The organism is Aliiroseovarius sp. S1339, assembly GCF_023195695.1.
Classification (GTDB): Bacteria; Pseudomonadota; Alphaproteobacteria; order Rhodobacterales; family Rhodobacteraceae; genus Aliiroseovarius.
The window spans coordinates 367583-379664 of record NZ_JALPQG010000001.1 but is presented as its reverse complement, the minus strand read 5'-3'; the positions used below and the strand labels follow the sequence as shown (position 1 = coordinate 379664).

At 59.6% G+C, this 12082-nt stretch carries 9 protein-coding genes; 1 reads left to right on the top strand and 8 read right to left on the bottom strand.

The features are described 5' to 3' along the window. Positions 1–3 precede the first annotated feature (3 nt). The 4 genes from trpE to tyrS form a co-directional block, all read right to left on the bottom strand. Complete coding sequence (trpE, locus tag MUY35_RS01635; RefSeq protein WP_248363374.1) at positions 4–1512, bottom strand: anthranilate synthase component I; 1509 nt, start codon at positions 1510–1512, stop codon at positions 4–6. Between the two features lie 31 nt (positions 1513–1543). After that, a complete protein-coding gene (locus MUY35_RS01630; protein ID WP_248363372.1) occupies positions 1544–3385 on the bottom strand; it encodes a SurA N-terminal domain-containing protein in 1842 nt (613 codons plus the stop codon). A gap of 81 nt (positions 3386–3466) precedes the next feature. After that, entirely contained in the window at positions 3467–4648 is a 1182-nt protein-coding gene (locus MUY35_RS01625; protein ID WP_248363370.1) for an aminotransferase, read from the bottom strand. 206 nt (positions 4649–4854) lie between these two features. Continuing rightward, complete coding sequence (tyrS, locus tag MUY35_RS01620; protein WP_248363368.1) at positions 4855–6108, bottom strand: tyrosine--tRNA ligase; 1254 nt, start codon at positions 6106–6108, stop codon at positions 4855–4857. 129 nt (positions 6109–6237) lie between these two features. Here tyrS and MUY35_RS01615 point away from each other — a divergent pair, with 129 nt between their 5' ends. Then, entirely contained in the window at positions 6238–7326 is a 1089-nt protein-coding gene (locus MUY35_RS01615; protein WP_248363831.1) for an anhydro-N-acetylmuramic acid kinase, read from the top strand. Positions 7327–7338: 12 nt separating this feature from the next. Here MUY35_RS01615 and MUY35_RS01610 read toward each other — a convergent pair whose 3' ends face one another. The 4 genes from MUY35_RS01610 to MUY35_RS01595 form a co-directional block, all read right to left on the bottom strand. Then, positions 7339–7680 (bottom strand): DUF427 domain-containing protein, encoded by a 342-nt coding sequence (locus tag MUY35_RS01610; protein WP_248363366.1) that lies wholly within the window; start codon positions 7678–7680, stop codon positions 7339–7341. 62 nt (positions 7681–7742) lie between these two features. Then, positions 7743–9542: an aminopeptidase P family protein gene (locus tag MUY35_RS01605; protein ID WP_248363365.1), complete on the bottom strand. Its 1800-nt coding sequence runs from the start codon at positions 9540–9542 to the stop codon at positions 7743–7745. Positions 9543–9643: 101 nt separating this feature from the next. Then, complete coding sequence (gene cobT, locus MUY35_RS01600; protein ID WP_248363363.1) at positions 9644–11518, bottom strand: cobaltochelatase subunit CobT; 1875 nt, start codon at positions 11516–11518, stop codon at positions 9644–9646. After that, the gene (locus MUY35_RS01595; RefSeq protein WP_248363361.1) at positions 11499–12077 is read right to left on the bottom strand and encodes a hypothetical protein; all 579 of its coding nucleotides are present in this window, start codon (positions 12075–12077) and stop codon (positions 11499–11501) included. Before MUY35_RS01595 ends, cobT begins: the two co-directional genes overlap by 20 nt. Between the last annotated feature and the right edge of the window lie 5 nt (positions 12078–12082).

The following is a 12082-nucleotide window of genomic DNA, read 5'->3' as shown; positions in this document are numbered from 1 at the left end:
CCCCTAATTCCCGCCCCGCGTGAACATCGCCGCATCCTCGGCCGCGCGCCGGATCGCTTTCGACTTGTTCACCGTTTCCTCATATTCCGCCTCGGGGTCGCTGTCATAAACCACACCCCCACCGGCTTGAATGTAAAGCTTTTCATCCTGCACCACTGCCGTACGCAGGGCGATACACATGTCCATGTCGCCGCCGGCACTGAAATAGCCGACACCACCGCCATACACGCCGCGTTTTTCGGGCTCCAACTCGTCGATGATCTCCATCGCGCGGACCTTTGGCGCCCCCGACACGGTGCCTGCCGGCATCCCCGCAAAGAAAGCCGACAGCGCGTCGTGATCTTCGCTCAACTCTCCCACCACGTTTGAGACGATGTGCATCACATGGCTGTAACGTTCGATGATGAATTCCTCGGTCGGGCGCACGGTGCCGATCTTGGCAACGCGCCCCACATCGTTGCGACCCAGATCCAGCAGCATCAGATGCTCTGCCAATTCTTTCTGGTCAGCCAGCAGATCAGCCTCCAACGCCTTATCTTCTTCGGGCGTCTTGCCACGCGGACGGGTGCCTGCGATCGGACGGATTGTGACTTCACGGTCAAACACCCGCACAAGGATTTCCGGCGACGCCCCCACGACCTGAAAACCACCGAAATTGAAATAGAACATGAACGGCGACGGGTTGGTGCGCCGCAGGCTGCGGTACAGTGCAAAGGGGGGCAGGGGAAAGTTCTGCGTCCAGCGCTGGCTGGGCACGACTTGGAAGATGTCACCGGCCCGGATGTAGTCCTTGGCCTTCTCAATAGCGGCCAAATAATCGGGCTTTTTGAAGTTTGACACCAGCGGGCCAAGCTCGCGTGCTTCACCCAGATCACGGGTTTCGCCCGGTGATGCGCGGTCTAGGTCTCGCAGCGCGTCCATCACGCGTTCGCCAGCTTGCGCATATGCGGCTTTGGCAGACAGACCAGCGCCAACAAAGGCGGGTGACACAAGCGTCACTTCGCCCCGCACCCCATCCAGAACAGCCACCACAGACGGGCGCATCATCATCGCATCCGGCAGACCCAGCGGGTCGGGGTTCACATCCGGCAAATGTTCGACCAAACGGATCATATCATAGCCAAGATAACCAAACAGCCCGGCTGACGCGGCAGGCAGGTCGGCAGGCAGCTCAATCTGGCTTTCGGCCAGCACCGCGCGGAAGCTGTCCAACGGATTGCCCGGCATGGCCTCAAAAGCATCTGCGTCAAACCGCGCCTGTCGATTGATGCGGGCCCGATCGCCGCGACATTCCCAAATCAGGTCGGGTTTCATGCCAACGATGGAATAGCGCCCGCGAACTTCGCCCCCGGTCACACTTTCCAGAATGAAGCTGTCGCGCCGCGCTTCGGTCAGCTTCAGCATCAGGCTCACCGGAGTGTCCAGATCGGCCGCCAGACGGGTATAGACCACCTGATTTTGTCCGGCGTTCCAACCGGCTTCGAAATCCTCGAACGAGGGTGTCAGAGCCATTGGGTTTCCTTTCCGGTCGCGTGGCTGCGGGTCACTGGAACTGAGCGTTCACAGCGTTGATGACAGCGCGGTTCAGCTCGATACCAGCACGGGCTTGAACAGCGCGCGCGAAGGCGTTTTCAACATCCAGCGCAATTTCCTGTGCGGTGCCGGTCGCGAAGTTCTCTTTCAACGCTTTCGCCTCGTCGCTGTCCTGTTCGGCGGGCTCGACGGCGTCAAGCCGTACCAGAACGACGTTATCGACGCTTTCCAGCACGCGCCATGTGCCGGGCTCCATGCCGAAAACCTCGGTCATAAAACTGGGCGGGGTGCCTTCCACAAAGGCTTCGCGCGTCTGGTCTTGCTCAACCACCTCGGTCAGTCCAAGCGATGACAGGCTTTCGCCGTTGTCCAGTTGTGCGATCATGGCGCGCGCCTCGTCGGCCAGAAGTTCCAGTCGTTTCCCGGCTTCCCAACCGGCCTGAACCGCGTCGGCCACTTCCGATTGGTCTTGCAGGCGCGGTTCTTGCAGTTCATCCAGACGGACCGCAAAAACGCCGCCATCTTCCAGCAGCGTGATTTCCGGGAAATCGTCTGTGGTGACAGCTTCGGCTGCCTCGCGGAACGCGTCATAGGCGGCAATGCCATCGCTGTCACCGGCGGTCCAGTTCAGCACCCCTTGGCGCATGTTGTGGCTTTGGGCAATTTCTTCGATCGTTGCGCCACCGGCCATCTGATCGTCAAGCTCGGCCACCATGTCGCCGATCTGACGGCGCGCGGCATCCGCTGCCAGTTCGCCGTGCAATTCCTCGCGCGCGTCCTCAAAACTGGTTTCGCGGGCGGCAAGGATTGCGTTCATCCGATACAGGGCAGGGCCAAGGTCGCTGTCATGCGGCCCGGTCACGCCGGGTTCCGCCAGACCAAACACGGCGTCGCCCGCCGCGCCCAATTCGTCCTTGGGCAAATCACCCAGATCAATGTCAGACAGTTCCAAATTGCGCTCGGCCACTAAATCTTCGAAGGTTTTTTCACCAGTTTCAAGCGCATCAGCCGCCGCCTGCGCGTCTTCCGTTGTGTTGAACACCAGACGTTCGACCATGCGCCGTTCGGGCACTTGGTATTCCGACGCGCGTTCGTCATACAGCGTGCGGATCTGATCCTCGGCCACAGTGAGTGTCGGGATCACATCCTCAGGGTTCAGCCAGGCATAGGTGATCACCTTGGTTTCCGGCAGCGTGAAGTCTTGCGGGTGCGCCTCGTAATAGGCGGTCAGTTCCGCTTCGGTCGGTGCGGGGACTGGCGTGGTCAACCGATCCACCCCCATCGCGGCCCATGTGAAATCGCGGGTCTCGCGGGCGTATCCATACAGCGTGTCAACATAGCTGGGCTGAGTCGCAACCCCGTTGGCGACAGCGGCTTGCAGAATCTGGCGGCTCACCTCGTCGCGCAGACTTTTTTCAAACTCCGAGGCGGTCAGGCCGGATTGCTCCAGCGCAAAGGCATAGCCCTCGCGGTCAAACTTGCCGTCGACCCCCATGAAGGCAGGGATATCCACAATGCGGTTGCGTAACTCCTCGTCCCCGACCGAGATGCCAAGCCGCGCGGTTTCATCCTCAAGCGCTGCGGTTGCGATCACCCGTGCCAACACCTGTTGATCCAACCCAAGGTTACGCGCCATTTCCATGGTCAGTCGTTGCCCGGTTTCGGCCTGAAACGCGTTCATTTCCGACTGTAGCTCGCGCAGATACCGGTTGGCGTCCACCTCAGTGTCACCCACTGTTGCAACTGACCGGACCGAGCCGCCGAAATTGGTCGAGCCAAAGCCTACGAGCCCCACCATCACCAAACCCATAAGGATCCAGCCAAAGGTGCGGGATGTCTTGCCGGTTGCCATACGCGTGTTCCTTATATCACCTGTTCCAAAGCGTTTTAGGTGAGCCAGCCGGGAATGCCAATATGTGTTGATGCATGACAGTCAGGGGGCGAACGCCGCCAGCCGCTTCTGCACCGTCGCAATCCCGTCTGCGTCAATATTTGCAAATGCCACACGCAGCTGTTTAGCGCCGGCTTTGTCGCCCGCCGGCGTGAACATCGTGCCGGGCAGCGCAAGGATCGCGCATTGATCAACCAGGATCTGAGCAAGCTCGTCGGACGGCATTTCAAACGGATGGTGCAGATAGGAGAAATACGCCCCACAGCCCAGCAATTGCCAGCCTTTATCGGCCAAAGGTGCGAAGCCGCCGCGCATGGCCTGCGCCCGCGAAAGAATCTCGTCGCGCTCGCCCGCTAGCCAATTGTCGAGGTTTCGCAGTCCCCAAAGCGCCGCGTGCTGACCCAATTGGGCCGGACAGATGGTGACGGTATCAAGAAACTTCTCAACCTCAGCCAAACGCGCGGGCGAGGTGGTGATCGCGCCGACCCGATGACCCGTCAGCCGATAGGATTTCGAGAAACTGTAGAGCTGGATGACGGTGTCGTCCCAATCGGCATCAGCAAACAGGTCGTGGGCCGGGCCGGGTTGGGAATGAAAATCCCGATACGTCTCATCAAGGATCAGCGCGATGCGATGCGCGCGGGCAAGGTCGCGGAAGGCGGCGATCAGTGCAGGCGGATATTCCGCACCGGTCGGATTGTTCGGCGTCACCAGCACAATTGCGCGGGTGCGCGATGTGATCAGGCCGCGCGCAACATCAGGATCGGGCATCAGGTCTTCGCCAGTGGCCAACGGAACAGCCTGAACGCCACTCATATCAAGCCACATTTTATGATTGAAATACCAGGGTGTTGGAAGGATAACTTCATCCCCCGGCGCGGCCAAAGTCGCAATCGCGGCGCAGAACGCCTGATTGCAGCCCGAGGTGATCGCGATGTTGCCCGCCGTGACCGCCCCGCCATAGCGACGTGTGATGTTGAACGCCAGTTCAGACCGCAACGCTGGCAATCCCAAAACCGGACCATAAAGATGTGTTTCCGGCTGGCGCAGCACCGCGTCCGCCATTGCCTGCCGCATTGGTTCGGGTGGCGGATCAACGGGGGCCGCCTGACTGACATTGATCAACGGGCGCTCTGCCGGAAAGCTTTTGCCATCAACCCACCGCCGCGCCTCCATCACGGGCGGCGGCAAGGTGGCGGCAAGATTGGGGTTCAGCAGCGCCATCCTGTCCTCATCATGTTGGTCACAACACGCTAGCAAGCGCGCCGCCAAGCGGCAATCGCCTTCAAGAACCACTGGCTTCTTCTGGCAAAAATATCCCGGGGTAGGGACAAATCGAAGATTTGGCCCAAGGGGCAGAGCCCCTCAGGCTCACAAAGTGAGCCACTGCATTTGACAGGTCGTCTGAATTGCAGGGCCCGCCCGATGCCTCAACCCTCCAACACCACCAATGCATGGCGTTTCTTACCGGCCGACAGCTTCATCGGCTGGCCCAGATCACCAACGCCAACCATCCGACCCGCGTCTGTCAGCGCTTCGTCATTCACCTTGGCGCCGTTTTCTGTGATCAGACGTTTGGCATCTTTGCCGGACTTCGCCAGACCGGATTTGACAAACAACTGAACGATGGACATGCCGTCACCCAGATCGCCGCTGCTCAGCGTCAGGGTCGGCAGATCGTCGCCCGCGCCACCTTTTTCAAACACCTCGCGTGCGGTGGCTTCGGCAGTTTTTGCCGCCTCGGCCCCATGCAGCAAACGCGTCACCTCGTTGGCTAGAATGATCTTGGCCTCGTTGATCTCGGCCCCTTCCAGCGCGCCCAGACGGTCGCATTCCTCGACCGACAGCTCGGTGAAGATTTTTAGAAATTTACCGGTGTCTGCATCTGTGGTGTTGCGCCAGAATTGCCAGAATTCATAGGGCGATAGCATCTCCGCGTTCAGCCAGATCGCGCCGCCTTGGCTTTTACCCATCTTGCGCCCGTCCGAGGTGGTCAGAAGTGGCGTGGTCAGGCCAAAAATCTCGTTGTCCAGAACCCGGCGGGTCAGGTCGATCCCGTTGACAATATTGCCCCATTGGTCCGAGCCACCCATCTGAAGCAGACAGCCATATCGGCGGTTCAGCTCAAGGAAATCATAGGCTTGCAGGATCATATAGTTGAATTCAAGAAAGCTCAGGCTTTGTTCACGGTCCAGCCGCGACTTCACGCTTTCAAAACTCAGCATCCGGTTGACCGAGAAATGACGCCCGATATCGCGCAGGAAATCGAGGTAGTTCAGCTCGTCCAGCCATTCGGCGTTGTTCAGCATGATCGCGTCTGTCTCGCCGTCGCCATAGCGCAAAAACTTTGCAAACACCTGCTGCATTCCGGCGATGTTGGCGTCAATCTGTTCCGGTCGCAAAAGTGGGCGTTCGTCCGACCGAAACGACGGATCACCCACCTTGGTCGTGCCGCCGCCCATCAAGGTGATCGGTTTGTGGCCGCATTTTTGCAACCACCGCAGCACCATAATGTTCATCAAATGGCCCACATGCAGCGACTGCGCCGTGGCGTCATAGCCGATATAGGCTGGAACAACCCCCGCAATCAGCGCGTCATCCAGCGCCTGATAGTCGGTGCAGTCGGCCAGAAAGCCGCGCTCGATCATCACACGCATGAAGTCGGATTTTGGGTGGTAGGTCATGTTCTTTTGGTCCATCCTGAATTTTGAACCTTCCGTATAGACGTGGGGCGGGAAAAGGAAAAGAGCGTGTTGAAAGCCATCACTAAAGACGCGTTAGGCAGGCGTTTGGCGCGTGGTCCGGTCTGGGCGATGGGCTGCATGTCCGGCACCTCGATGGATGGGGTGGACGCAGCACTGATCGAAACGGACGGTGAAACGATCATTGGGTTCGGCCCAACTGGTTTTCAAGCCTATAGCGACGACCAGCGCCGGGTTTTGACGCGTGCCTTAGGAAAATGGCACGCGGCGCCCGAAGTCGCACCCGCTGCCCGCATTGTAGAGGATGTCCACAAAGCGGTCATAACCCGCCTGATGCAAGACGACCCGGTGCCAGAATTGCTGGGCTTTCACGGCCAGACCTTTGCCCACGATCCGCGCGGATTGGGCACCCATCAGGCTGGCGACGGTCAGGCCTTGGCACAGGTGCTTGACCTGCCAGTAGTCTGGGACTTCCGCACATCTGACGTCAAACTGGGCGGCGAGGGCGCACCGCTTGCGCCGTTTTTCCACCACGCCTGCGCGCGGTTCATCAAAGCCGACGCACCACTGGCGTTTCTGAACCTTGGCGGTGTGGGCAACGTCACATGGGTCGACCCTGCGCAGCCGACCCCAGATATCCCTGGTGCTTGCCTTGCCTTCGATACCGGCCCGGCCAACGCGCCGATGGATGACCTGATGCAGCATCGTTTGCGAAAATCCCGCGATGAAGGGGGCGCACTGGCGTTGTCGGGCAAGATCCACACTCCCAGCCTTGAGGCGTTTCTTAGCCATCCGTACTTCCGTCGCACGCCACCGAAATCGCTGGACCGAAACGATTTTCCAGACCTGCCGGCCATGGTGGCTGATTTGTCTGATGCGGATGCGCTACGCACGCTGGCCGCCTGCGCTGCAGCCGCCGTGGCAGATGGGATGGAACATTGCCCAACCCAGCCGACGCGCCTTTTGGTCACGGGGGGCGGGCGCCACAATGCGGCCCTTATGGCCGAATTGCGCGCGCGACTGCCAATGCCCGTCGACGATATCGACACCACGGGCCTAAACGGCGATATGTTGGAAGCACAAGCTTTCGCTTATCTTGCTGTGCGGGTGGCGCGCGGGCTGACTACATCGTCGCCAACAACGACAGGAGTTGCGGCCGCCGTCGGTGGGGGCGTTGTTTCTATCCCAATCGGTCAATAAAGCCGACGGTCCCTAGGTGCGCGCCACGGTCGCTTTTTCTGCGTAGAAGGCAAGGTGGTCCTTCAGCGCCGCCAAATCCTCAATCGGGGCGTCATACATATAGCCTGCATCCTCAATCACCGTCGATTTCGTCTGGATCGAGTAATGCCGTGCCTCGCCGCGATAGGGGCAGGTGGTGATCGTGTCGCTTTTGTCCAAAAACGCCATCGCCACGTCGCCTTTCGGGAAATATATCACGGGCGCGCGATTACCCTCTATCACCTCAAGCGCGGATTTGCTTTCACCCAGCACCGCACCACCTGCACGAACAGTCCATTTCCCCTCAGCAGGGCGGATTTTGAGTTGGTCAGCCATGGTATCCTCATCTTGCAGGTTGTGTCGCGAGACAATACCAGAAGTTGTGTGAACGTCGCGTGTCAAATCGGCGCACAGGCCGTCTTGAGCCATGCCAACGTTGCGTCACTTAGCCGGGGGGCGAGTTTTTTGACGCAGGTCGCGTGATAATCATTCAGCCAGGCACGTTCTTCGCCCGACAACATGTCCGCGATCACCAGACTGGTGTCGACCGGCACGTAGGTCAGAGTCTCGAACGACAGCATGTTGCGGTCCGCATCACCACCGACCGGGCAGGTGGCCTCTTCTACGACAACAAGGTTTTCAAGCCTAATGCCGAACGCGCCTTCGCGGTAATATCCGGGCTCGTTGGACAAGATCATGCCGGGCAGAAGTTCGACATCCGAGATCGCGTTGAACCGCTGCGGTCCCTCATGCACTGACAGATACGCGCCCACGCCGTGCCCGGTGCCGTGGTTGAAATCCTGATGCGCGGCAAACAGCGGATAGCGCGCGATCGGGTCCAGATCGCGCCCTGTCCGCCCCTTGGGGAAATAGACGCGCGACAACGCAATCATGCCTTGCAAGACACGGGTATAACAGCGTTTTTCTTCTTCGCCAACATCACCGACCCGCAAAGTGCGCGTGATGTCCGTGGTCCCGTCGCGATACTGCCCGCCGCTGTCCAGCACGACCAGATTGCCGGGGGCGAGCGTGCGGTTTGTGTCATTGGTCACGCGGTAATGCATGATCGCGCCGTTGGGGCCAGCACCTGCGATGGTCTCAAACGAGATATCCAACAGAGCATTTGACGCCCGGCGGGTTTCCTCCAGCCGGGTGACCAGATCAATCTCGCTCAGGGCGGCTTTATCGGCAGCGTCATACCAGGTCAAAAACTCGACCATGGCGGCGGCGTCGCGCAGATGCGCCTCGCGCGCGCCCTTCAATTCGGTCGGGTTTTTCTGCGCCTTGGGCAGGATCGCGGGGTCATCGGCCCAGTCGATCTGGATACCGGCCTTGTCGAGAACCTGTGAAACGGCAAGCGGCGCGGTCGCCTTGTCGACCCGAACCGGTCCGTCGAGCGTTTTTAGGTGGCCTGCGAAATCCTTGATCGGGTGCAGCGTCACGTCCTTGCCAAGCTGGGCCTCGACCGTGCGACCTTCGGTGGTGAAGAACGCGACCGAGCCATCGTCAGACAGGATCGCGAAGCCTTGCACGACAGGAATACGCGGCAGGTCGTCGCCGCGAATGTTCAGCATCCACGCGATGCTGTCAGACAGCGTGATGATGCAGGATTTTTGGCCGTCGGCCATCAAGCCGTCCGCCTGTTCCGACCGCTTCGCTGCGCTGGACTGCCCTGCAAATTCAACGGGTTGCTCGATGATCTTACCATTGGGGGCAGGGGGGCGATCTTCCCAGATCTGATCCACCAGATTGTCAGTGGGGATGAGCGTGATCTTAGTGCCCTCAAGCGCCTTCTCAAGCGTCTCAATCTCGCCTTTGGTGTGCAGCCAAGGATCAAAGCCGACCTTCGCCGCTTGGCTGCCGAGCGTCTCTTTCAACCACGGACCGGGCAGGGTTTCGGGCCAGTGAACCGGGGCGAACGCGTCCATATCGGCCTGCACGCGCACCTGTGTGCGATAACGTCCATCGACGAAGATGCCCGCGTGATCCTTCAAGGCGATGCAGAACCCGGCCGACCCGGTGAAGCCTGTCAGCCACGCCAGACGCGCATCACAATCGGCGACATATTCGCCCTGATGGGCGTCGGCGCGGGGCACGATGAACCCGTCCAGACCCTTCATCGACAGGGCGCGGCGCAAACGGTCCAACCGGACCGGGCCACGCGATGGGTCGGCGGTGCTGTCAAAGGTCTGGAACATGGAGGGTCTCCGATGGCTGTATGTGTCGGGCACGAGCGCGCCCGGAAACCGGGCCACATTCGCGCGCACCATGCCGCGAAACGCCAGCCGTGAAAAGGGGGTCAACTGACCTTCTTGATCCCCAACAGACGCGCCCGCGCTCGCGGATCGGAATCAAACAACGAGGCCAACTGTTCGGTCATCGCACCGGCAAGTTGTTCCACATCCGTGATGGTGACCGCACGGTCATAATAACGTGTCACATCATGGCCGATGCCGATCGCCAGAAGCTCAACCTGCTTGCGTTTCTCGACCATTTCGATCACGTCGCGCAGGTGTTTTTCCAGATAATTCGCAGGGTTAACGGACAAAGTTGAATCGTCAACCGGCGCCCCGTCGGAAATCACCATCAGGATTTTGCGCTGTTCGGGCCGGGCCACGATCCGACGATGCGCCCATTCCAGCGCCTCGCCGTCGATATTTTCCTTCAACAGCCCTTCTTTCATCATCAGGCCCAGATTGTCGCGCGTGCGCCGCATGGGGGCGTCGGCCTTCTTATAGATGATGTGGCGTAGATCGTTCAGGCGACCCGGTTGCTGCGGACGACCATCGGCCAGCCATTTTTCACGCGCCAACCCGCCCTTCCACGCGCGGGTGGTGAAGCCCAGCACCTCGACCTTGACCTGACAGCGTTCCAGCGTGCGCGCCAGAACGTCGGCACAGATCGCGGCGATGGAAATCGGGCGACCACGCATGGACCCGGAATTGTCCAGAAGCAGCGTCACCACGGTATCGCGGAACTCGGTGTCTTTTTCCTGCTTGAACGACAGAGGGGTCGTCGGGTTCGCAACCACACGGGCCAGACGTCCCGCATCCAGAATGCCCTCTTCCAGATCAAACAGCCACGAGCGGTTTTGCTGTGCTTGCAGGCGGCGCTGCAACTTGTTCGCCAGACGACTGACGGCGCCCTTCAACGGCTCCAACTGCTGATCCAGATAGGCGCGCAGGCGTTCCAATTCGGCCGGTTCGGCCAGATCTTCGGCCATGATCTCTTCATCATGTTCGCTGTGATAGACAAGGTAATTCGGGTCGGCATCGGACGCGGGGGGCGGCGCAGGCGGATCCAGCGGAGCGTCTGCGTCGGTCATCTCTGCCTCGTCGCTCATCTCGTCATCGGCCATGTCGTCAAGCGTCACCTGCGCCTCAGACGGGTCCATCTGTTCGTCTTGCGCGCGTTCGGGGTCGGCTTCGGTTTCGTCCTGATCGTCGGCCGCTTGTTCATCTTGTTGATCATCGGATTGATCGTCATCGGGGGCAGCGTCTTCGTCGCTGTCATCCTCGGAATTGTCCGGGTCGTCGCCCAATTGGTCGCCATAGCCCAAATCTTCGATGATCTGGCGCGTGAAGCGGGCAAATTCCTGCTGGTCAGCAAGCTTGTCGCCCAGATTGTCCAGATGGTCGCCCGCCTGACCTTCGATGAAATCACGCCAAAGGTTCATCACATTGGCGGCGGCGGGCGGCATGTCGCGGCCCGTTGCGAGATGGCGCATCAGATAACCAGCAGCGGTGGACAAAGGGGCGTCGGCGGCAGCGGTCATCTGGTCAAACCCCGCGCGCATTGCGTCGCTTTCGATCTTGGCGTCGATGTTGCCAGCGGTGCCCGGCATGTCGCGCGCGCCCACCGCCTCGCAACGGGCGGTTTCCATCGCCTCGTAGATTTCGCGCGCCATACCGCTGGCGGGCGCGTATTTCGCGTGTGTCGCCTCGTTGTGGTAGCGCAGCTTCATCGCATAGGCATCCGCCGTGCCACGCGCCAACAACACCTCGTCGCGCGTCATCCGACGCGTCACCTGAGGCAAGCGCACTGCGTCGTTGGACATACCCGGAGGGTCAACGGTGAAGCTGACCGACAGATCCGGATCGTCGGCAAGCGTCTTCGTCGCCTCAGCCAGCGCTTTCTTGAACGGATCAGCAGGGTTATCGGATGGTTTGTTCATTCGAGCCTCCAGTCAGTTCATCTAAATCTGCGTTGACATTCCTCGGATCTAACTTCTCTTGAACAGCGGAAGAAAAACGACGCTTGCATTTCATTAACCCCTCCGCGGCGATGGAATTGGGGAGGGACGGAATGTTATCGAGGGTATTGTAGGCAACTACAAGGTCGTCCAGTGGACCCTGGCGAAACCCCGTGAATGCGCTTTCTTTGTTTTTTCCGAAGTGCTCATGCTCGTGGTTAGGAAGAAGCCAGCGCCCCTTATCGATCAATGACGTCAAGCTGGACATTATCATAAGTCTCTCGTCATGATCTTTTCCATGCTGGCAAAGCACGTAAGCACGGGAAAGCTCGTCCATGCTTTCACTCGCCCAAGACAATAGCTGTTCGCGCGCACCTTGCTTCGCGTTGAACTTTGCCAACCTCTTGGAGAACTCCGCGTATTTTTGGTTTTTTAGATTCCAAAAGAAGGCAAACCCGAAGCTTGCGATGGAAATCAGCAATGCAAAACCGGATATTAAAACCCTAGGATCGAATTGAGAAAAGAGACCACTCTGTTCCACACAGA